This is a genomic window from Streptomyces amakusaensis (assembly GCF_039532665.1).
Lineage (GTDB): Bacteria > Actinomycetota > Actinomycetes > Streptomycetales > Streptomycetaceae > Streptomyces > Streptomyces amakusaensis.
The window spans coordinates 54,516-74,573 of record NZ_BAAASB010000023.1 but is presented as its reverse complement, the minus strand read 5'-3'; the positions used below and the strand labels follow the sequence as shown (position 1 = coordinate 74,573).

Here is a 20,058-nt window from a genome sequence, read left to right as displayed (position 1 = left end):
AGGACGTACGGTCGACCCCGAGGGTCTGCCGTACGTCCATTCGCGCGCCGGGAACGCGCCCGGGTCACTCGCTGCTGTCGGGCCGGTGCGGCGAGTTGGCGCGGGCGAGCGTGGCGTCCACGATCGCGTCCTCCTTGGACTTGTTCGGGCCCCCCTGGCTCTTGACGATCGTCACGATCAGGGCGGTGAAGAGCGTAGCCATCACGACGGGCGGGAGGAGCGCGGATACATAGTCCATGGCTCCCAGAGTAACTAGCCCGCGGCCCGCTGCTCGGGTGGGGGCACTGGGCGGCGGCGTGGCGGGAAGACCTCCGACGGCTTGGGCACCGGCCGCTCGCCGGGCGCGGGGGCCTTGGGCTGGGGCTTCGCCGGCTCGGGGGCCGGCTGGGGTCTGGTCCCCGGCTTCGGAGCCGGTTCGTCGGCGGCCCGGCCGCCGGGGAGCGCGAGGAGCCGGGCGCGCGGGGCGGGCGCGGCGGGGAAGGAGCGCCGGGCGAGCCGGGCGCGCACCGACCGCTCGGCGAGTTCCTGACAGCGGTCCAGGAGGACGGCGGCGACCGGGTTGCCGCGCAGCGCGCGCAGCGCGGCGAGGTCGTCGACGACCGGGTCGTAGCCGGCCGCCAGGGCGTCCTGGAGCAGCTCCAGATAGCCGGCGGCGGAGCCGGGCAGCGCCTGGCGGTAGCGGGTGAGGTCGGCGAGGAGGAAGGCACGCAGCCTGCGGGCCTCGTGGGCGGCCTCGTCGAGGGAGTCGGCGAGGCGGAGACAGTCCTGGATGTCCTCGTCGGGCAGGGTGGTGGGGTGGAGGGCGACGGAGAGGGCGCGTCGGAGCACACGCAGCTCGTCTGCGCTGAGGGCCATGCCGCCGCGGGATCCGTATGGCGTGGGCATGGGGCGACGATACGTGCGGGTGGGACAAAATCGACTTAATGCCAGTGAGTGGGCGCGCCGTGCGCGCCGGATGCGGGATTCACCGCCCCCGGGCGGCCCGGCGCGGGCCCGGGGGCCCGCGGCCCTGCCCGGGTTGGGGCGGGGCCCGGGGGTGCCGCGTGTCCGCGTGTGAGGGATCCCCGGGGCATGGCCGGGGCCGGGGGCTTCGGGCTACATGCGGGCGATGTTGCGTTCGTAGACGAGGCGGAGGCCGATGAGGGTGAGCCAGGGCTCGTGCTCGTCGATCTCGGAGGATTCGCCGAGGACCATGGGGGCGAGGCCGCCGGTGGCGATGACGGTGACGTCCTCGGCGTTGTCCGGGGCCAGTTCCTTCTTCATGCGGCGGACGACTCCGTCGACCTGGCCGGCGAAGCCGTAGACGATGCCGGACTGCATGGCCTCGACGGTGTTCTTGCCGATCACGCTGCGCGGCCGGGCCAGCTCGATCTTGCGGAGCTGGGCCCCCTTCACGCCGAGCGCCTCGACGGAGATCTCGATGCCCGGGGCGATCACCCCGCCGGTGTACGCGCCCGCGGTGCTCACCGCGTCGAAGGTGGTCGCCGTACCGAAGTCCACGACGATCGCGGGCCCCCCGTACAGCTCGACCGCGGCGACCGCGTTGATGATGCGGTCCGCGCCGACCTCCTTGGGGTTGTCCATGAGGATCGGCACCCCGGTCTTGATGCCGGGCTCGACGAGGACGGCCGGGACGTCGCCGTAGTAGCGGCGGGTGACCTCGCGGAACTCGTGCAGCACCGAGGGGACGGTGGAGCAGATCGCGATCCCCTCGATGCCGTCGCCCAGCTCCATCCCGAGCAGCGGGTGCATGCCCATCAGGCCCTGGAGGAGGACGGCCAGCTCATCCGCCGTGCGGCGGGCGTCGGTGGAGATGCGCCAGTGCTCGACGATCTCTTCGGAGTCGAAGAGCCCGAGGACCGTGTGGGTGTTGCCGACGTCGATGGTGAGCAGCATCAGGCATCCGCCTCTCCGGGCTCGGAGCGGGACGGCTCGCGCAGGTCGAGGCCGATGTCCAGGATCGGGGAGGAGTGCGTCAGCGCCCCCACCGCGAGGTAGTCGACGCCCGTGTCGGCGTAGGCGCGGGCGTTGGCGAGGGTGAGCCGGCCGGAGGATTCGAGGACGGCCCGCCCGGCGACGAGGGCGACGGCCTCCTCTGTCTCGGCCGGGCTGAAGTTGTCCAGCAGGATGAGGTCGGCGCCCGCGTCCAGCACCTCGCGGACCTGGTGCAGGGTGTCGACCTCGACCTCGATGGGCAGCTCGGGGAAGGCCGCGCGGACCGCCTTGAAGGCCGGTGCGACCCCGCCCGCCGCGATCACGTGATTGTCCTTCACCAGGGCCGCGTCCGAGAGCGACATCCGGTGGTTGACCCCGCCGCCGCAGCGGACCGCGTACTTCTCCAGGGCGCGCAGCCCCGGCGTCGTCTTACGGGTGTCGCGGACCCTGGCCTTCGTGCCCTCCAGGGCGTCCGCCCAGGCGCGGGTCGCCGTCGCGATGCCCGAGAGGCGGCACATGATGTTGAGCGCGCTGCGCTCGCCGGTCAGCAGTTCGCGGGTGCCGGTGGTGACGGAGAGCAGCTTCTGGCCGGCCTCGACCCGGTCGCCGTCCCTGACATGGCGCTCGACCTCGAACTCGCTGGTGGCGACGACGGAGAGGATCGCCTCGGCGATCTGGATCCCGGCGACGACGCCCGCCTCGCGGGCGGTGAAGTCGCCGGTGGCGATCGCGTCCTCGGGCACGGTGGCCTCGCTGGTGACGTCGGTGCCGCCGTCGAGGTCCTCGCTGAGCGCGAGATGGGCGACGTCCTCGATCAGTACGGGGTCGAGCCCGGCCTCGGCGAGCAGCGCGGCGAGCGCGGGGTCGAGGCCGCACTCGTAGAGGTCGTCGCCGTCGCCGCCGGCGTCCTGGCCGCAGCCGCAGGAGTCCCCGCAGCCGCTCTGGATCAGCGGTACGTCCACGGGCAGCGGACCTTTCTCGGCTTCGGGCGTGCTCACGGCTGGTGCTCCCTCGGGGCGGTGGGTGGGAATGCGGTGCCGTCGGTGCGGGTGACGACGAGCGTGCGGTCGGGTGCGGCGCGTACCACCAGATGGCGGTGGAAGGCGGCGTCGTCCCGGTCGGGGTGGTCCTCGCGCCAGTGGCAGCCGCGGGTCTCCTCGCGCTCCAGCGCGGCGGCGGTCAGCACCTGGGCGACGGAGAGCAGATTGGTGGTCTCCCAGGAGTCCACGCCGGGCAGACCTGCCTTGGCGCGGCCGTCGCCGTCGGCGGCGGCGGCGCGGTGGACGGCCTCCAGCGCGTGCGCGGCCTGCCGGAGGCTGTCGGCCGAGCGCAGTACGCCCGCGCCGTGGGACATGATCCGCTGGATGTCGGCGCGGGCCTCGGGGGCGATCAGGGGCAGCGGCGGGAGGTCGCCGGTGACGGGCGCGGCGGCCGGGGCGAGGCCGTGCGCGGCGATGCGCTCGGCGATGTCGTCGGCGATGCGCTCGGCGAAGACCAGGCCTTCGAGGAGGGAGTTGGACGCGAGCCGGTTGGCTCCGTGGACTCCGGTGCAGGCGACTTCGCCGCAGGCCCACAGGCCGGGGACGGTGGTGCGGCCGTGCAGATCGGTGCGGACGCCGCCGGAGGCGTAGTGGGCGGCCGGGGAGACGGGCACCGGCTCGGTGACCGGGTCGATGCCGTGGGCGCGGCAGGCGGCCAGGATGGTGGGGAAGCGGCGCTCCCACATCTCGGCGCCGAAGTGGCGGGCGTCCAGATACATGTGGTCGGCGCCCTGCTCGCGCATGCGCCGCATGATGGCCTTGGCGACGATGTCGCGGGGGGCGAGTTCGGCGAGTTCGTGCTGTCCGAGCATGAAGCGGTCGCCCGAGGCGTCCACCAGATGGGCGCCCTCGCCGCGTACCGCCTCCGAGACCAGCGGCTGCTGGCCCTCGGACTCCGTACCGAGGAAGAGCACGGTGGGGTGGAACTGGACGAATTCGAGGTCCGAGACCTCCGCTCCGGCGCGCAGGGCGAGCGCGACGCCGTCGCCGGTGGAGACGGCGGGGTTGGTGGTGGCGGAGAAGATCTGTCCCATGCCGCCGGTGGCGAGGACGACGGCGGGGGCGTGGACCGCTCCGACGCCGTCGTGGCGGCCTTCGCCCATGACATGCAGGCTGACTCCGGCGGTGCGGCCGTCGGCGTCGGTGAGCAGGTCCAGGACCAGCGCGTTCTCGACGGTGCGGAGTCCGGCGTCGCGTACGGCGTCGACGAGGGCGCGGGAGATCTCCGCGCCGGTCGCGTCGCCGCCGGCGTGCGCTATGCGGCGGCGGTGGTGGCCGCCCTCCCTGGTGAGCGCTATGTCGCCGCCGGCCGCTGTGTCGAAGCGCGCGCCGGTGGCGATGAGCCGGCGGACCGCGCCGGGGCCCTCGGTGACCAGGGCGCGCACGGCTTCCTCGTCGCAGAGGCCCGCGCCCGCGACGAGGGTGTCGTCCAGATGCTGCTCGGGGGTGTCGCCCTCGCCGAGCGCGGCGGCGATGCCGCCCTGGGCCCAGCGGGTGGAGCCGTCGTCGAGGCGGGCCTTGGTGACGACGACGGTGGTGAGGCCGGCGGCGGCGCAGCGCAGCGCGGTGGTGAGCCCGGCGACCCCGGAGCCGACCACGACGACGTCGGCGGTGATGGCCCAGCCGGGGGCGGGGGCGTCCAGCCGTATGCCCGTGCCCTTCGCGGGGTGGGTGGTCACGAGCCTGCTCCGAACCTGAGGGGGATGTTGTCGATCAGCCGGGTCGCGCCGACCCTCGCGGCGACGGCGAGGAGCGCGTCCCCCCGGTGGTCGTCGGGGATCTCGGTGAAGGTGGCCGGGTCGATCAGGGCCAGGTAGTCGAGGGTGAGCGGCGGGGTGGCGCGGGCGGCCTCGTCCAGCACGGCGCGGGCGGCGGCGCGGGCCGCGTCGGCCCCGCCGGGGGCGGCCTGGGCCACGGCGGCGGCGTCGGCCGCGGCGCGCGCCTCGCCCAGGTCGAGGAGGGCGGCGGCGCGGGAGGGGGCGCCGGGGACGGCTTCGGCGCGGGCGAGCAGCGCCTGCTGGGCGGCGAGCCGGTCCCGCGCGGCGAACAGGGCGCGGGAGAGCGCGAGCGCGGTCTCCCGCTCGGCGGGGGAGAGATAGCGGTTGCGGCTGGAGCGGGCGAGGCCGTCGTCCTCGCGGACCGTCTCGACGCCGACGATCTCCACGGGGAAGTCGAGGTCATGGACCATGCGCCGGATCAGGGCGAGCTGCTGGGCGTCCTTCTGGCCGAAGAGGGCCAGGTCGGGGCGGGTGAGATGGAGCAGCTTGGCGACGACGGTGAGCATGCCGTCGAAGTGGCCGGGGCGGCTGGCCCCCTCCAGCAGCCCGCCCATGGGGCCCGCGGTGATCCGGACCTGGGGCTCTCCGCCGGGGTAGACCGTGGCGGCGGTGGGCGCGAAGACGGTGTCCGCGCCCGCCTCGCGCGCGATGCCGAGATCGGCGTCGAGGGTGCGGGGGTAGCGGTCGAGGTCTTCTCCCGCGCCGAACTGGAGCGGGTTGACGAAGACGGTGACGGTGACGAAGCCGTCTTCGCCGACGCGCTCGCGGGCGGCGCGGATCAGGGCGGCATGGCCCTGGTGGAGTGCGCCCATGGTCATCACCACGGCGGTGCGGCCGGGGGCCGCGCGGCGGGCGAGAAGCTCCGCCAGTTGGTCCGGCGCGGCGACGAGGGCGAAGTCGCGGCTGGTCACGGTCATGATCGGTCGTCCTCCGCGGAACAGGCGCAGCGGCTGGCAGTGGTGAGGGCGGCGGGGCGGTGTGCCCCAGCGGGAGGGCTCTCGGCGGACGCGGGGGGCCGTGCCCCGCCGTAACGGCTGACGGCGGTCATGATCGGTCGTCCTCCGCCAGTACGCCGAGGAGGTCCTCGGCCAGCTCCGGCTTGAGCAGTCCGTGGGCGAGTGCCCGGTCGGCGGTGGTGCGGGCCATCGCGAGATATCCGGCGACGGTGCCGGGGGCGTGCTTGCGCAATTCGGCGACGTGCGCGGCGACGGTGCCCGCGTCGCCCCGGGCGACGGGCCCGGTGAGGGCGGCGTCGCCGGAGCGCAGGGCGTTGTCCAGGGCCGCGCCGAGGAGGGGGCCGAGCATACGGTCCGGGGCGGCGACCCCGGCGGTGCGCAGCAGCTCCATCGACTGGGCCACCAGCGTGACCAGGTGGTTCGCGCCGAGGGCGAGGGCCGCGTGGTAGAGCGGGCGGGACTTCTCCTCGATCCACTCGGGCTCGCCGCCCATCTCGATGACGAGGGCCTCGGCGGCCAGCCGCAGCTCTTCGGGCGCGGTCACGCCGAAGGAGCAGCCGGCGAGCCGCTGGACGTCGACGGCGGTGCCGGTGAAGGTCATCGCGGGGTGGAGCGCGAGGGGCAGCGCGCCCGCGCGCATCGCGGGGGCCAGCACCTGGACCCCGTACCGTCCGGAGGTGTGCGCCAGCAGCTGGCCGGGGCGGACCGCACCGGTGTCGACGAGCCCCTCGACCAGGGCGGGCAGCGCGTCGTCGGGGACGGTGAGCAGCACCAGGTCGGCGTGGGCGAGCACCTCGGCGGGCGGGACGACGGGGACGCCGGGGAGCAGCTCGGCCGCCCGGCGGCGGGAGGCCTCGGAGACTCCGGAGACCGCGACGGGCCGGTGTCCGGCGAGCTGGAGCGCGGCGGCGAGCGCGGGGCCGACGCGGCCCGCGCCGACGACGCCGACCGTCAGCCGGGCGGGGCGGTCCCGCGGGTCGAGCGGTTCTTGTGGTGATGTGAAGCTCACGCGGTGCCTTCCGTTCCAGTCCGCGGCGGGTACCGGACGATGTGCCCGTCATGCTACGCCAGCACCGCACAGGCCCCCGGGTTGTCCACAGGCTGTGGGCGATGATCGGGGGATGAACGAGACGGCGGCGGAAGAGACGGAAGAAGCGACGGAAGAGGAGCTGCGGCGGCACCGGTCGGCGGTGTGGCGCGGCTCGCGGCGGCTGCTGTGGCGGGGCCCGGCCGACCGCCCGCTCGGGGAGCGGCTGACCGCCCTGGCGGCGGACGCGGGCCAGGTCTGCGACCTGGCCGACACCCCCGATCTGTACGGGGACGGGGTGGTCGGGGAGGTGGAGCGGCGGGTGGCGGCGCTGCTCGGGTTCCCGGCGGCGGTCTACTTCCCGACCGGGACGATGGCGCAGCAGGTGGCGCTGCGCTGCTGGGCGGAGCGGACCGGGAACGCGACGGTCGCGCTGCATCCGATGGCGCACCCGGAGCGCCATGAGCGGGGCGCGTTCGGGGCGGTGAGCGGGTTGCGCACGGTCCATCCGACGCGGGAGCCCCGGCTGCCGACGGCTCGGGAGATCGCTGATTTCGAGGAGCCGTTCGGCGCGCTGATGCTGGAGCTGCCGCTGCGGGACGCCGGTTTCGTCCTGCCGGAGTGGGACGAGCTGACGCGGACGGTGTCGGCGGCGCGCGAGCGGGATGCCGTGGTGCACTTCGACGGCGCGCGGCTGTGGGAGTGCGTCACGCACTTCGGCCGTCCCCTGGCGGAGATCGCCTCGCTCGCGGACAGCGTGTACGTCTCCTTCTACAAGTCCCTCGGCGGGCTCTCGGGCGCCGCCCTCGCGGGCCCGGCCGAGGTGATGGCCCAGGCCCGCGCCTGGCGGCACCGCTACGGCGGCCTGCTCTTCCAGCAGTACCCGGCGGCGGTGTCGGCGCTGCTGGGGCTGGAGCGGGAGCTGCCGAGGCTGCCCTCGTACGTCGCGCACGCCAAGCGGGTCGCCGCGGCGCTGACGGACGCCTTCCACGAGGGCGGCGTCCCCTGGTTCCGGCTCAATCCGCCCGTCCCCCACACCCATCAGTTCCAGGTGTGGCTGCCGTACGAGGCCGAGGTGCTGGACCGGGCCGCGCTCGGGCAGTCGGAGGAGACGGGGGTGACGCTCTTCCGCCGCTGGTTCGCGGAGGGCGGCGCTCCGGGTACGTCGGTGACCGAGGTGACGGTGGACTCGGCGGGGCTGGAGTGGACGCCGGGGGAGGTACGGGAGGCCGCGGCGGAGTTCCTGCGCCGGGTGGAGGCGGGGTAGCCGGGCCCGCCGGCGCCCGGGAGACCTCGGGGCCCGGGGCTCAGGCGCAGGTGCGGGTGCGGGTGCGGGTGCGGCGGCCCCGGCGGAGCAGGGAGGCCACGAAGGCCCGTACGGCGGACCGGCCGCCCCGGGCCCGGGGCTCTCGCCCGGGCTCGGCCGAAAGGGCGGCGGGCGTCAGGCCGTCCAGCTCACGGATCAGCTGCCAGTCGTGGCGGCCCGGCTGCGGCGGCATCCGCTCCCCGAGGCGCGCGGCCCGGTGGCAGTCGAGCAAGTACTGCTGCGTCGCGTTCATGCCTCTCACGCTCCGCCCGCCCGACAGCCCCGGTCACGTCGATTGACGAGCCCCGTCAACCGACGTCCCGGCCGCCCGGCCGACCCAGCACCATGGAGGCGTGAGCCTGACCATCGACATCAGCGGCCTCCCCCCGGAGCGCGTCCTCTTCGAGATCTCCCCCCTCGCCGAGCTGGGCCTCGCCCTGCACGCCCTTGCCGAACCCGGCCACCACCCCGGTCTGCACGGCTGGGCCGCGGCCACCTCCGCCGGGCTGGAACCCGATCTCGCGGACCGGCTCTGCGAGGCGGACTTCCTGTGGCGGACCACCTTCTCCGACGTGTTCATGGCCTTCGCCGGGCTCACCGGAGCCTCACCCGCCCCCACCCTCGCCGAGGAGCTGGACCTCCTCGACCGGCTGGACGACGAACGCTTCGTCCTCGCCGCCCTGGAGTTCACCTGCGGCAGCAGCTACGCCTGCGGCGGGCTCTCCGCCCTCAGCGACCCAGTCCGCCGTGAGCGCTCGCTCGAACTCGCCGCCAACCGGGGGCCCCGGCAGCTGGAGTTCACCAAGCGGCTGCTGAGCGACCCCGTCTCGGTGCGCGCCTGGCTGCGCAGGCTCTTCGAGGACTGCGACGAGGCCTTCTTCGCCGACACCTGGCAGCGGGTCGCGCCCCAGCTCGCCGCCGACGCCCGGCACAAGACCGAGCTGCTGCGCCACAAGGGCCTCGCCGAGGCGCTGCGCGCGGTCTCCCCCGCGCTCTCGGTGGACGCGGACCGCACCCGTATCACCGCGGACAAGCTCGCCGACGGACGGACCACGGCCGTCGACCCCGGCCGCGACCAGGGCGACCGGGGCCTCACCCTCATACCGTCCAGCTACGGCTGGCCGCATCTGATGGTGCTGCACGCGAAGGACTGGCGGCCGGTGATCCACTACCCCGTCGCGGCCCCCGCGCCCCGGGACCCGGGCTCCGTCGAGCTGCTGACCCTGCGGATGGAGGCCCTCGCCCACCCGCTGCGCATGCGGCTCTGCCGCAACCTCGCCCGCGCCCCGTACACGACCAGCGAGCTGGCCGAGGCGTACGACATCACCGCGCCCGAGGTCTCCCGGCACCTCTCCGTCCTGAAGAAGGCCGGGCTGCTCTCCACCCGCCGGCGCGGCCGGTATGTGATGCACCAGCTCGACGTCTCCGCCGTCGCCCGGCTGGGCAGCGACTTCCTGGAGACGGTGCTGCGCTGAAGGCGCTCGGTCAGCGGCGCGCGGCCGGTCAGAGCGCCGGGCCGCCGCCCGCGCGGACCAGCCCGCTCTCGTACGCCAGCACCACCACCTGCACCCGGTCGCGCAGATTCAGCTTGGTGAGGATGCGCCCCACATGGGTCTTCACGGTGGCCTCGGAGAGCACCAGCCGGGCCGCGATCTCGCCGTTCGACAGCCCCTGGGCGACCAGCAGCATGACCTCGCGCTCGCGCTCGGTCAGCCGGTCGACGTCCTTGTTCCTCGGCTCGTTCGAGGAGCTGGGCAGCATCGGGGAGAAACGGTCCAGCAGCCGGCGCGTGGTCGAGGGGGCGACCACGGCGTCCCCGCTGTGCACCGAGCGGATCGCGGCCAGCAGCTCACCGGGGGGCACGTCCTTGAGCATGAAGCCGCTCGCGCCCGCCTTCAGCCCGGAGAAGGCGTACTCGTCGAGGTCGAACGTCGTCAGGATCAGCACCTTGGGCGGATTGTTCTGGGCGCAGATCCGCCGGGTCGCCTCCACCCCGTCCAGCCTCGGCATCCGGACGTCCATCAGGACGACGTCCACGGCCGTCGAGCGCAGGATCTCGATCGCCTCCGCGCCGTCCCCCGCCTCCGCGACCACGTCCATGTCCGGCTGGGCGGCGAGCACCATCCGGAATCCGGTGCGCAGCAGCACCTGGTCGTCCACGAGCATCACACGGATGGACATGACAGCTGGTCCTCAATCTCTCGGTCGGTCTCAACAGACAGTGTGGTGGGGCTGCGGCTAGGTCGTTTCTTACGGATCTGGCTGGATCAGGGAGCGGGGCCTGGTGCGTGCGATCGCAAGGCGGAGGAAGGAGCCCACGCGGAGCGTAGGCGACTGACGACAACGCGGCGTGGGGGCACCTCCCGGGCCGCCAGGCCCAGGGGGAGTGCGTGCCAGGCCCCGCGAGCCCAGCAAGATCCGTAAGAGACGGCCTAACCGGACTTGAGAGGGAGCAGGGCGCTGATCCGGAATCCGCCGCCGGGACGCGGCCCGGCGTCCAGTGTGCCGCCGACCATGCCGATGCGCTCCCGCATCCCGATGAGCCCGTGTCCCTGACCGTCGACTCCCCCGTCCTCGTACAGCTCATGGGCCGACCCCCGGCCGTCGTCCTCGACCAGCAGCCCGAGACCGTCGTCGAAATAGACCAGCCGCACGCTCGCGCCGACATCGGGACCGCCGTGCTTGCGGGTGTTGGTGAGCGCCTCCTGCACGATGCGGTACGCGGTCAGCTCGACCCCGCTCGGCAGCGGTCGGGCGGTGCCCTCGATCTTGAAGTCGACGGTCAGCCCGGCCTTGCGCACATGCTCCACCAGATCCTCGATCTGCCGCACATCGGGCTGCGGCACGTACTCCCCGCTCTCGGGGTCGTCGCCGGTGCGCAGCACCCCCAGCAGCCTGCGCATCTCCGCGAGCGCCTGGCGGCCGGTGGTGGAGATCGTCTCCAGGGCCTGGCGGGCCTGATCGGGCGCGGCGTCGAGCACATAGGCGGCCCCGTCGGCCTGGACGACCATCACGGAGACGTTGTGCGCGACCACGTCGTGCAGCTCACGGGCGATCCGGGCGCGCTCGGCGGCCACCGCCACCTTGGACTGCGCCTCGCGCTCCCGTTCCAGTCTCATGGCGCGCTCCTCCAGCTGGGCGAAGTACGCCCGTCGGGTGCGTATCGAGTCGCCGAGGACCCAGGCGAGGGCGAACGGCACGGCCAGCACGATGGTCAGGAAGATCCGCGCCGTGGTGGAGACGCTTCCCTCCGGGGGCCAGAGCAGCTGGGAGAGCGGGGCCGCCAGGAGCCCTCCGACCAGGGCGAGCGAGCGCGCCCAGCGCGGGCTGTCGCGCGCGGCGACGGTGTAGACGATCACCAGCATCGCGAAGTCGCCGGGGATGATCTGGATGTTCGCGATCATCTGGGCGATGCCCATCAGCGTCGCCAGGATCAGCATCCGCTCGGGCATCTTGCGGCGCAGCGCGACGACCAGGGCCAGCCCGAGCGAGATCGGCACCCCGGCCCAGCCGGGCTTGTACAGGGTCTCCTGGGCGAGGTCCATCAGGGAGAGCGCCAGGAGGACCAGGGCCCAGAAGGCGTCGACACCCGTGGGGTGTCTGCGGAGGAAGTCATAGACGCGCTGCACGTAACCCAGAGTAGGGAAAACCACCAGGTGTAGGGGTCAACCGTCAGAGCGATCCGGAGGACGGAGGCGTACTCCGGAAGGTGGAGACTTGCGTTCGTGACGGACGAGACGTGTGAATGGCGCAGCTGGCGGGAAGCGACGGAGACCGCGCTGTACGGGCCGGAGGGCTTCTATCTGCGGCCCGAGGGCCCGGCGGGGCACTTCCGTACGTCGGTGCACGCGTCGCCGCTGTTCGCGGGGGCCGTCGCCCGGCTGCTGCTGGCCACCGCCGAGGAGCTGGGGGACGGGGCGGGGGCCGGGGATCCGGTGATCGTCGACATGGGCGCGGGGCGCGGGGAGCTGCTGACGGGGGTGCTGGCGGCGCTGCCGCCGGATTTCCCGGTCCGGGCGTACGCCGTCGAGCGGGCGGCCCGCCCCGGCGGTCTCGATCCCCGTATCGAGTGGGCGCCGGAGCCGCCGCGGGGGGTGAGCGGGCTGCTCTTCGCCAATGAGTGGCTCGACAATGTGCCCGTCGACATCGCCGAGGCGGACCCCGACGGGGTGGTACGCCTGGTGCAGGTGCGGCGGGACGGGACCGAGCGGCTGGGGCCGCCGGTCACGGGCGCGGACGCGGAGTGGCTGGCCCGGTGGTGGCCGCTGACCGAGCCCGGCGCCCGGGCCGAGATCGGCCGGGCGCGCGACGAGGCGTGGGCGGCGGCGGTCGGCACCCTGCGCTCGGGCCTGGCGGTGGCGGTGGACTACGCGCACCTGGCCGGGGCCCGGCCGCTCTTCGGCACCCTGACCGGCTTCCGCGCGGGCCGCGAGGTCCGTCCGGTGCCCGACGGCAGCTGCGATCTCACCTCGCACGTCGCCCTGGACTCCTGCGCCCTCCCCGGCGCGACGCTGACCACGCAGCGGGACGCCCTCGCCGAGCTGGGTCTGACCGCCGGCCGCCCGCCGCTCTCCCTCGCCTCCACCGACCCGGCGGGCTATCTCCGCGCCCTCTCCCGCACCGGCGAGGCGGCGGAGCTGATGTCCCCGGGCGGCCTCGGCGACTTCCTCTGGCTCCGGCAGCGCCGGCAGGCGGGCACCGGGGACGGGCATCCCCCAGGTCAGGGGATACTGGCCGCATGACGGAGACCACGTTCGGCATCGGCGGCGCGGCGGAAAGCACCGACATGGTGCTCAACATCGGCCCCCAGCACCCCTCCACCCACGGCGTGCTCCGCCTGCGGCTCGTCCTCGACGGCGAAGTCATCCAGCACGCCGAACCCGTCATCGGCTATATGCACCGGGGCGCGGAGAAACTCTTCGAGGCGCGCGACTACCGCCAGATCATCATGCTCGCCAACCGCCACGACTGGCTCTCCGCCTTCTCCAACGAGCTGGGCGTCGTCATGGCCGTGGAGCGCATGCTGGGCATGGAGGTCCCCGAGCGGGCGGTCTGGACGCGCACCCTGCTCGCCGAGTTGAACCGGGTGCTCAATCACCTCATGTTCCTCGGCTCCTACCCCCTGGAGCTGGGCGGCATCACCGCCGTCTTCCACGCCTTCCGGGAGCGCGAGGAGCTCCAGACGGTGATGGAGGAGATCTCCGGCGGCCGGATGCACTACATGTTCAACCGGGTCGGCGGCCTCAAGGAGGACCTCCCGGCCGGCTGGCTGGACCGGGTGCGGCACGCCGTCGCCGAGGTCCGCTCGCGGATGGACGTGTACGACCGGCTGGTCCTCGGCAACGAGATCTTCCGGGGCCGGACCCGCGCGGTGGGCGTCCTGTCGCCGGAGGCGGTGCACGCGTACGGGGTGAGCGGCCCCATCGCCCGCGCCTCGGGCGTCGACTTCGACCTCCGCCGGGACGAGCCGTATCTCGCGTACGCGGAGCTGGCGGACACCCTGAAGGTCGTCACCCGGCCCGACGGCGACTGTCTGGCCCGCTTCGAGGTGCTCCTCGACCAGACGCACAACTCCCTGGACCTGGCGGACGCCTGCCTCGACCGGATCGCCGACCTGCCGCCCGGGCCGATCAACCAGCGGCTGCCGAAGGTGCTCAAGGCCCCGGAGGGCCACACCTACGCCTGGACCGAGAACCCGCTCGGGGTCAACGGCTACTACCTGGTCTCCAAGGGCGAGAAGACGCCGTACCGGCTGAAGCTGCGCTCGGCCTCGTACAACAACATCCAGGCGCTGACCGAGCTGCTGCCCGGCACCCCGGTGCCGGACATGGTGTCGATCCTGGGCTCGCTGTTCTTCGTCGTCGGCGACATCGACAAGTGACCGGGGGACGGACTCCGGGGCCCTGACCGGGCCCCGGCCCGTCAGGAGTTGACCGCGTTCCGCAGCTCTCCGAGGTCGAGCTTCTCCGTCTCGTCGTGCGCGGTCAGATCGATGACGGCGGCGGCCGGGCGGGCGGTGTCCGCGCGGCGCTCGGCGAGGGCCTCCTCGCCCACCACATCGGCGAGGTCCTCCTGCTGCGCGGCCTCGATCGCCCTGGCGTGCCGCTCCGGCGCGGCCCGGAGCTCGGAGCCGGGCTCGCCCGGGGCGAGGGCCTGGGTGCCGAAGAAGTCGAAGTTGCCCTCGGGGCGCGCCGCGCCGGGGCCCCGGCGCGGTCCGTACGGGGCGATCGCGGCGGCGGGACGCCTGGCGGGGAGGGCGGTCGCCGGACGGGCATGCTGCTCAGAGCCCGTGTCCACGCCCGCCCCGGGCTTCCCCGGCGACTCCTCCGCCTCTCCGGCCGACGCCTTCTCCCGCTCCCCGGCCGCCTTGACCCCGGCAGTGGCCGTGGCGCGCGCGGAGCGCTGGGCCTCGGCGGTACGGGTGAGCTCCTCCAGCGCCCTGGCGGCACGGAGATAGACGGCGGGGCCCAGGGCGGCGGCGGCCCGCGCGGGGCCAGGCGCCTTGGGCGCGCCCGTGTCGCCGGTGAGCTGACGGCGGTCCTCCAGCACGCTGGCCCGCTCGGTCTCGGCGGTCGCGTACCGCCGGAGCAGGGCGGCGTGCTCGCCGCGCAGCCCCGCCAGCTCGACCCGCTTGGCGCGCAGCTTGGCGTCGAGCTTGGCGCGCAGCTCGCGCGATTCCTCCAGCTCGGACTCCAGCTCGGCTATCCGCTCCTCGGTCTGCCAGGCGTCACTGGCCCGCCCCCGGGTCAGGTCGGCGACCTGACGGCCCGCCGCGCGGTCCCAACTGCGTGTCAGGAAAGCGCCGGTCACGGCCGCCGCGGCGGCGGCCGCGGCCAGCACCCGGAGTGCGACGGGTTCGCTCAGCAGCCATGCGGCGGCGGCGCACAACACCGACGCTCCGGCGACCGCGGTGGGCGGCAGCAGCCTGTGCAGGGGCGGGGAATGGCGGTGGCGTCCACGTGGCATGGCCTGAAATTTACCGTGCCGAGTAGCCGATGGGGATATCGGTCCGGAAAATCTCCTGTCCGGGAACACCACGGGAACGCCGCCGGGAACGCCGCGCCCGCGGTACTACTTCTTGAGCAGGTTCTTGGAGCGGAGATACTCCTTCGCCGCGTCCTCGGGCTTGACCCGCTCCGCGTCGACCTTGCGGTTCAACTCGGCGAGATCCTCCGTGGTCAGCACATTGGTGATCCTGGCGAGAGCGTCGGCTATCTCCGTCGCGCCCGCGTCCTTGGCATTGACCACCGGCAGTACGTTGTCCGCGTTCTGGAGCTTCTTGTCGTCCTCCAGGAAGACGAGGCCGTCCAGCACCGCGTCCGTGGTGGTGGTGAGCACCAATTGGTCCTCGCCGTCCCTGACCGCCTGCTTGGACTGCGGGGTTCCGACGCCCTTGGGGTCGATGCCCACGACATCGATGCCGTAGGTCTTCTTCAGACCCGGCGCGCAGAACGGCCGCACCTCGCACTCGTCACCCGCCGCGATCTTCACCTTGAGCTTCGACTTTCCAAGATCGGAAAGCGTCTTCAGCTTGTTCTTCGCGGCGAATTCCTCACTCACCGCGAACGCGTTCTGGTCGACGGCCCCGCCGGCCGGGAGCACCTTCAGCCCGCGCGGCTCGGCGAGCGCGGTGAGCGCCGCCACGGTGGCCTTCGCGTCGCTGGAGGCGACGGGCTTCTCCTCGGGGGCCTTCGGGCCGTTCGCCTTCGCGTTGAGGAATTCGGCGAGCGTGGCGGCGTATTCCGGCACGATGTCGATCTCCCCCTTCTCCAGCGAGGGTTCGTACAGCTCACGGTTCTTCACCGAGGTGATCGAGGTCGTGTACCCGGCGTCGGCGAGGACCCCCGCGTACAGCTCGGCCAGGACCTTGGACTCGGTGAACGAGGCCGAGCCGATGACCAGCGAGCCCTTTCCGCCCGATCCTCCGTCGCCCTTCGACTCCTCCAGGGCATCGCCGCCGCACGCGGCGAGGGAGCCCGTCAGGGCCGCCACGGCCAGTGCCGCTCCCGCGATACGAGAGGTCTTGCGCATCAGGTTCTCCGTCCAGAGGTCCACGAGGGTTCGGTTCGCCCGGCCCGCGCGGGCCGCGTCGAGAGGTTCACAGAAGTCATGCGGATACCCGGGCCGGGCCGGGCGAAACCGCCTTGCGCAGCGGATCGACCAGCCGGTCGACGAGGACCAGCACCCCTTCCACCACCAGTGCCAGCAGCGCCGCGAGCAGCGCGCCCGCCACCACCTGCGCGGTGTCCAGGGTGTTGAAGCCCGCGGTGATGATCCGGCCGAGCCCGCCCTGACCGACCATCGAGGCGATGGTGGCCGTGGCCACGACCTGCACGGCCGCCGACCGCAGCCCGGTCATCAGCAGCGGATAGGCCAGCGGCAGCTCGACCCGGAGGAAGACCTGACGGCCCGACATCCCCATCCCCCGCGCGGCCTCCACCACCGAGCGGTCCACCTCCCGCATCCCCACATGAGCGTTGGTCAGCAGCGGGGGGACCGCGAACAGCACCAGCGCGATGATCGTCGGCGCGTACCCGGCGCTGCGCAGCGGAGTGAGCATGAAGAGGGCGAGGACCGCGAAGACCGGCACGGCCCGGCCCGCGTTGGAGAGGGAGACGGCGAGCGCGCCGCCCCGGCCGATGTGGCCGAGCCAGAGCGCCAGCGGCAGGGCGATCGCGCAGGCGATCAGGAGCGCCGCCCCGCTGACGTACACATGCTCGCCGAGCCGGTGCCACGCACCGCTCTCCCCCGACCAGTTGGACCCCGTGGCGAGCCAGGTCCAGGCATCAGCCAGCACCCCCATCAGGCGGCCCTCCCGGCCCTGGGTATTCGGGTCCAGGGCGTCAGCAGCCGCTGCGCCCCGAGCAGCAGCAGATCGGCCGCGGCGGCCAGCAGCACACAGAGCACGGACGCGGTCAGCACCTGGGCCTTGAAGGTGGTCTGCACCCCGTCGTCGATGAGATTGCCGAGCCCGCCCCGCCCGATCAGCGCCCCCACCGTCGTCAGCGCGACGGTGGAGACCGTGGCGATCCGGATTCCGGCCATCAGCGCGGGCAGCGCGAGCGGCAGCTCGACCTCCCAGAGCAGCCGGCCCGGTCCGTACCCCATGCCCCGGGCGGCCTCGCGCGCCTCGGCGGGCACCGCCTCGAGTCCGGCGAGGATGTTCCGTACCAGGATGGTGAGCGAGTAGAGCACCAGACCGGTGACGACCAGCGCGGCCGAGAGCCCGAACACGGGCAGCAGCAGCGAGAACATGGCCAGCGAGGGAATCGTGTAGAGCAGGGTGGTCAGCCCCAGCACGGGGGCGGCGAAGGCGGGTCTGGCACGGACGAGAAGCGCGAGCGGGAATGCCACCGCGAGACCGATCAGAACCGATGCGGCGGTGATCCAGACATGCTCGATCGTCGCCTCGGTCAACTCCTGGCTCCGGCTCCGCAGATACTCCCCGCAGATCCAGTCATTGGCCGTCAGACAGCTCTGCGCGGCCAGTCGCGTACTCATGATTCCCCACCTCCCCACCCATGCCGAACGTATGACTGAAGACCTTAACCTTGGCCACTGACAATCGCCGACGGACGGCGCACTCCGGCAACACGGCCTTCACACACCACGCGTCACATTGGGGGAACCATGATCCGTTTCGAGAATGTCACCAAGCGATATCCGGACGGGACGACGGCCGTCGACGATCTCTCCTTCGAGGTGGCCGAAGGCGAACTGGTCACCCTGGTGGGGCCGTCCGGCTGCGGCAAGACGACCACGATGAAGATGGTCAACCGGCTCATCGAGCCGAGCGAGGGGCGGATATTCCTCGACGGCGAGGACATATCCACCGTCGACCCGGTGCGGCTGCGCCGCCGGATCGGCTATGTCATCCAGCAGGTCGGGCTCTTCCCGCACAAGACGGTCCTGGAGAACACCGCGACCGTCCCCCAGCTGCTGGGCTGGCGGCGCGCCAAGGCCCGGGACCGCGCCGCCGAGCTGCTCGACCTGGTCGGCCTCGACCCCTCCGTCCACGGCGACCGCTACCCCGAGCAGCTCTCCGGCGGCCAGCGGCAGCGGGTCGGGGTGGCCCGCGCGCTCGCGGCGGACCCGCCCGTACTGCTGATGGACGAGCCGTTCGGCGCGGTCGACCCGGTGGTGCGCGAGCGTCTCCAGAACGAGTTTCTCCGGCTCCAGTCCCAGGTCCGCAAGACGGTTCTCCTCGTCACCCACGACATCGAGGAGGCGGTCCGGCTCGGGGACCGCATCGCCGTCTACGGCGCGGGGCGGATCGAGCAGTTCGGCGCGCCGGCCGCCGTCCTCGGGGCCCCGGCGACGCCCTATGTGGCCGACTTCGTCGGCGCGGACCGCGGTCTCAAGCGGCTCTCGGTCACCCCGATCGAGGAGAGCGACCTGGAGGAGCCGCCCGTCGTCCGGCTGGACGACCGGCTGCCCCGGGAGCTGGGGGCGCGCTGGGCCGTCGTCCTGGACGCGCGGGGCGATCTGCACGGCTGGATCTCCGCCGAGCAGGCCCGCGCGAAGGGCACGGTCGGTGAGCACGCCCGCCGGATGGACGCCTGGCTGCCGCTGGGGTCCTCGCTCAAGCAGGCCTTCTCCACCATGCTCCAGCACGACGCGGGCTGGATCGCGGTGATCGACGCGGAGGGCACGGGCCGGTTCCTGGGCGTGCTGACCCCGGCGCGGCTCCACGAGGCGCTGCGGCGCTCGATCGACGCGGACGCGCAGGACATCCCCCGGGCCGCGGTGGACCTGGAGTCGATCGCCACGATCACGGCGGCCGACGGACAGCAACAGCGGCCGGCGGCTAGGCCCTGAGCCGGCCGCTCATCCACTCCAGCGCCGGCGGGACCTCGCGCGCCCAGGTGTTGAAGTTGTGCCCCCCGCTGTCGAGGATGATCGAGGAGACCCGGGCGGGCGGTCGCACCCTGCCGATGAACTCACGGGTCGCCGCGAGGTTGTCCTCGCCCTTGAGGGAGCTGGTGACCAGGAACGAGGCGTCCGGCTGCGGCAGCCGGTCCAGGCTCCACAGCAGATCCGCCCGGTCCCTCAGCGACTGGTCGCCCTGGAAGAGGTCGCCGGTCGTGGGGTCCTCGGCCGCCCGGTAGTACGGGGAGAGCCCGGCCCCCACCGAGTACCGCTCCGAGTGGTGCATGGCGATCTTCAGCGCGCAGTAGCCGCCCGTGGAGACGCCGATGACGCCCCAGCCGCGCGGCTCGGTCCCCACCCGGTAGCTCCGCGAGACCGCCGCCGGCAGATCCCGGCCGAGGAAGGTCTCCGCCTGCGGCCCGCCCGGGATGTCCACGCACTCGGTGTCCCTCGGCGGGGCGACGGTCGAGCGCAGCATGATGAGGACCACCGGCTGCATCCTGCCCTCCCTCGCCTTGCGGAACGCGATCTGCGGATACTTCTGCCCCTTGATCAGGTTCTCCGCCATCCCGGGGTAGCCGGTCAGCGCGACCACGGCCGGAAAGGATCTCCCCCGGTGCTCGGACTGAAAGTATTCCGGCGGCAGATAGACATAGGCGGAACTGGTGATCCCCGACTTCTCCCCGGAGATCACGACCTTCTGGATCTGCCCGCCCCGGTCCGGCCGTGAGCCGCCCTCCACCGGGGCCATTCGCTTCTCGACCACCTTGATCCGCTGCTGTCCGGCCGAGTGGTCCACCACCACACCGAGCTTCTGCTCACGGCCGAGAAGATCGGACCAGGAGCCGTAGAACAGAAAAGCGTTGTTCGCCGCCAGTGCCACCGACACGAAGAGCGCGAGCTGGGTCGCCAGCAGCAGCCCGATCCGGCCGCCGACCGCCCGCCAGCCGCGACCGGCCAGCCGGGGCCAGCACCAAATGGTCGCGGCGAACAGCCCCACCGCCGCCGCGACGGCACCGGCGAGAACATAGCCACTGGTCAGACCCATGATTTTGCTGAACTCCCTATTACCGCGAGATTTCCGGTGTCCGAGTAAACCCGCTTCCTGAAAGTCCCGTCCTAGGTAGCGCATATCGTCCGGACGCTG

The 20,058-nt window shown here is 73.1% G+C and carries 20 protein-coding genes; 5 read left to right on the top strand and 15 right to left on the bottom strand.

Going from position 1 to position 20,058, the window contains the following annotated elements; all coding sequences use genetic code 11:
* Positions 1-64: 64 nt before the first annotated feature.
* The 7 genes from ABD371_RS30880 to ABD371_RS30850 all read right to left on the bottom strand — a co-directional run bounded on the left by ABD371_RS30880 (position 65) and on the right by ABD371_RS30850 (position 6,718).
* Entirely contained in the window at positions 65-238 is a 174-nt protein-coding gene (locus ABD371_RS30880; protein WP_344484230.1) for a hypothetical protein, read from the bottom strand.
* A 14-nt stretch (positions 239-252) separates the two neighbouring features.
* Positions 253-855, bottom strand: coding sequence for a hypothetical protein (locus ABD371_RS30875; RefSeq protein WP_344484227.1), 603 nt, complete (start codon positions 853-855; stop codon positions 253-255).
* Positions 856-1,095: 240 nt separating this feature from the next.
* Complete coding sequence (locus ABD371_RS30870) at positions 1,096-1,896, bottom strand: type III pantothenate kinase (protein WP_344484224.1); 801 nt, start codon at positions 1,894-1,896, stop codon at positions 1,096-1,098.
* Complete coding sequence (nadC, locus tag ABD371_RS30865; RefSeq protein ID WP_344484221.1) at positions 1,896-2,933, bottom strand: carboxylating nicotinate-nucleotide diphosphorylase; 1,038 nt, start codon at positions 2,931-2,933, stop codon at positions 1,896-1,898. Before nadC ends, ABD371_RS30870 begins: the two co-directional genes overlap by 1 nt.
* Positions 2,930-4,654 (bottom strand): L-aspartate oxidase, encoded by a 1,725-nt coding sequence (locus tag ABD371_RS30860; RefSeq protein ID WP_344484218.1) that lies wholly within the window; start codon positions 4,652-4,654, stop codon positions 2,930-2,932. The genes nadC and ABD371_RS30860 overlap by 4 nt, the downstream gene beginning before the upstream one ends.
* Complete coding sequence (panC, locus tag ABD371_RS30855) at positions 4,651-5,670, bottom strand: pantoate--beta-alanine ligase (RefSeq protein ID WP_344484215.1); 1,020 nt, start codon at positions 5,668-5,670, stop codon at positions 4,651-4,653. The genes ABD371_RS30860 and panC overlap by 4 nt, the downstream gene beginning before the upstream one ends.
* Positions 5,671-5,797: 127 nt before the next feature.
* Positions 5,798-6,718, bottom strand: coding sequence for a Rossmann-like and DUF2520 domain-containing protein (locus ABD371_RS30850; protein WP_344484212.1), 921 nt, complete (start codon positions 6,716-6,718; stop codon positions 5,798-5,800).
* Between the two features lie 112 nt (positions 6,719-6,830).
* On the opposite strand from ABD371_RS30850, the gene ABD371_RS30845 reads away from it, so the two are divergent.
* Complete coding sequence (locus tag ABD371_RS30845) at positions 6,831-8,003, top strand: threonine aldolase family protein (RefSeq protein WP_344484209.1); 1,173 nt, start codon at positions 6,831-6,833, stop codon at positions 8,001-8,003.
* A 40-nt stretch (positions 8,004-8,043) separates the two neighbouring features.
* Here ABD371_RS30845 and ABD371_RS30840 read toward each other — a convergent pair whose 3' ends face one another.
* The gene (locus tag ABD371_RS30840) at positions 8,044-8,295 is read right to left on the bottom strand and encodes a hypothetical protein (RefSeq protein WP_344484206.1); all 252 of its coding nucleotides are present in this window, start codon (positions 8,293-8,295) and stop codon (positions 8,044-8,046) included.
* Positions 8,296-8,401: 106 nt separating this feature from the next.
* Between ABD371_RS30840 and ABD371_RS30835 the strand changes: the two genes are divergently transcribed.
* Complete coding sequence (locus ABD371_RS30835) at positions 8,402-9,517, top strand: DUF5937 family protein (protein ID WP_344484328.1); 1,116 nt, start codon at positions 8,402-8,404, stop codon at positions 9,515-9,517.
* 28 nt (positions 9,518-9,545) lie between these two features.
* Here ABD371_RS30835 and ABD371_RS30830 read toward each other — a convergent pair whose 3' ends face one another.
* Together ABD371_RS30830 and ABD371_RS30825 are read right to left on the bottom strand one after the other, a co-directional pair.
* Positions 9,546-10,223, bottom strand: a complete 678-nt coding sequence (locus ABD371_RS30830; protein ID WP_190120772.1) for a response regulator — start codon at positions 10,221-10,223, stop codon at positions 9,546-9,548.
* A 251-nt stretch (positions 10,224-10,474) separates the two neighbouring features.
* Complete coding sequence (locus ABD371_RS30825; RefSeq protein WP_344484203.1) at positions 10,475-11,671, bottom strand: sensor histidine kinase; 1,197 nt, start codon at positions 11,669-11,671, stop codon at positions 10,475-10,477.
* 96 nt (positions 11,672-11,767) lie between these two features.
* Here ABD371_RS30825 and ABD371_RS30820 point away from each other — a divergent pair, with 96 nt between their 5' ends.
* Positions 11,768-12,784, top strand: coding sequence for an SAM-dependent methyltransferase (locus ABD371_RS30820; RefSeq protein WP_344484200.1), 1,017 nt, complete (start codon positions 11,768-11,770; stop codon positions 12,782-12,784).
* Positions 12,781-13,923 carry an NADH-quinone oxidoreductase subunit D gene (locus ABD371_RS30815; RefSeq protein ID WP_344484198.1) on the top strand — a complete coding sequence of 381 codons (1,143 nt, stop codon included), beginning with the start codon at positions 12,781-12,783 and terminating at the stop codon, positions 13,921-13,923. The genes ABD371_RS30820 and ABD371_RS30815 overlap by 4 nt, the downstream gene beginning before the upstream one ends.
* A gap of 41 nt (positions 13,924-13,964) precedes the next feature.
* Here the strand turns inward: ABD371_RS30815 and ABD371_RS30810 are convergent, their stop codons facing one another.
* The 4 genes from ABD371_RS30810 to ABD371_RS30795 all read right to left on the bottom strand — a co-directional run bounded on the left by ABD371_RS30810 (position 13,965) and on the right by ABD371_RS30795 (position 17,543).
* Positions 13,965-15,008 (bottom strand): hypothetical protein, encoded by a 1,044-nt coding sequence (locus tag ABD371_RS30810; RefSeq protein ID WP_344484196.1) that lies wholly within the window; start codon positions 15,006-15,008, stop codon positions 13,965-13,967.
* Positions 15,009-15,113: 105 nt separating this feature from the next.
* Positions 15,114-16,073 (bottom strand): ABC transporter substrate-binding protein, encoded by a 960-nt coding sequence (locus ABD371_RS30805; RefSeq protein ID WP_344484194.1) that lies wholly within the window; start codon positions 16,071-16,073, stop codon positions 15,114-15,116.
* A 76-nt stretch (positions 16,074-16,149) separates the two neighbouring features.
* Positions 16,150-16,845 (bottom strand): ABC transporter permease, encoded by a 696-nt coding sequence (locus ABD371_RS30800; protein WP_344484192.1) that lies wholly within the window; start codon positions 16,843-16,845, stop codon positions 16,150-16,152.
* Complete coding sequence (locus tag ABD371_RS30795; RefSeq protein ID WP_344484190.1) at positions 16,845-17,543, bottom strand: ABC transporter permease; 699 nt, start codon at positions 17,541-17,543, stop codon at positions 16,845-16,847. Before ABD371_RS30795 ends, ABD371_RS30800 begins: the two co-directional genes overlap by 1 nt.
* 129 nt (positions 17,544-17,672) lie before the next feature.
* Here ABD371_RS30795 and ABD371_RS30790 point away from each other — a divergent pair, with 129 nt between their 5' ends.
* The gene (locus ABD371_RS30790; RefSeq protein ID WP_344484188.1) at positions 17,673-18,860 is read left to right on the top strand and encodes an ABC transporter ATP-binding protein; all 1,188 of its coding nucleotides are present in this window, start codon (positions 17,673-17,675) and stop codon (positions 18,858-18,860) included.
* Here the strand turns inward: ABD371_RS30790 and ABD371_RS30785 are convergent.
* Entirely contained in the window at positions 18,850-19,959 is a 1,110-nt protein-coding gene (locus ABD371_RS30785; RefSeq protein WP_344484186.1) for an alpha/beta hydrolase, read from the bottom strand. The genes ABD371_RS30790 and ABD371_RS30785 overlap by 11 nt on opposite strands.
* Positions 19,960-20,058: the final 99 nt, after the last annotated feature.

What these genes read in the sequence shown, in the direction of transcription:
- ABD371_RS30880 (WP_344484230.1), bottom strand. Translation starts at nt 238, where the DNA reads ATGGACTATGTATCCGCGCTCCTCCCGCCCGTCGTGATGGCTACGCTC.
- ABD371_RS30875 (WP_344484227.1), bottom strand. Translation starts at nt 855, where the DNA reads ATGGCCCTCAGCGCAGACGAGCTGCGTGTGCTCCGACGCGCCCTCTCC.
- ABD371_RS30870 (WP_344484224.1), bottom strand. Translation starts at nt 1,896, where the DNA reads ATGCTGCTCACCATCGACGTCGGCAACACCCACACGGTCCTCGGGCTC.
- panC (WP_344484215.1), bottom strand. Translation starts at nt 5,670, where the DNA reads ATGACCGTGACCAGCCGCGACTTCGCCCTCGTCGCCGCGCCGGACCAA.
- ABD371_RS30845 (WP_344484209.1), top strand. Translation starts at nt 6,831, where the DNA reads ATGAACGAGACGGCGGCGGAAGAGACGGAAGAAGCGACGGAAGAGGAG.
- ABD371_RS30840 (WP_344484206.1), bottom strand. Translation starts at nt 8,295, where the DNA reads ATGAACGCGACGCAGCAGTACTTGCTCGACTGCCACCGGGCCGCGCGC.
- ABD371_RS30830 (WP_190120772.1), bottom strand. Translation starts at nt 10,223, where the DNA reads ATGTCCATCCGTGTGATGCTCGTGGACGACCAGGTGCTGCTGCGCACC.
- ABD371_RS30815 (WP_344484198.1), top strand. Translation starts at nt 12,781, where the DNA reads ATGACGGAGACCACGTTCGGCATCGGCGGCGCGGCGGAAAGCACCGAC.
- ABD371_RS30810 (WP_344484196.1), bottom strand. Translation starts at nt 15,008, where the DNA reads ATGCCACGTGGACGCCACCGCCATTCCCCGCCCCTGCACAGGCTGCTG.
- ABD371_RS30805 (WP_344484194.1), bottom strand. Translation starts at nt 16,073, where the DNA reads ATGCGCAAGACCTCTCGTATCGCGGGAGCGGCACTGGCCGTGGCGGCC.
- ABD371_RS30800 (WP_344484192.1), bottom strand. Translation starts at nt 16,845, where the DNA reads ATGGGGGTGCTGGCTGATGCCTGGACCTGGCTCGCCACGGGGTCCAAC.
- ABD371_RS30795 (WP_344484190.1), bottom strand. Translation starts at nt 17,543, where the DNA reads ATGAGTACGCGACTGGCCGCGCAGAGCTGTCTGACGGCCAATGACTGG.
- ABD371_RS30790 (WP_344484188.1), top strand. Translation starts at nt 17,673, where the DNA reads ATGATCCGTTTCGAGAATGTCACCAAGCGATATCCGGACGGGACGACG.
- ABD371_RS30785 (WP_344484186.1), bottom strand. Translation starts at nt 19,959, where the DNA reads ATGGGTCTGACCAGTGGCTATGTTCTCGCCGGTGCCGTCGCGGCGGCG.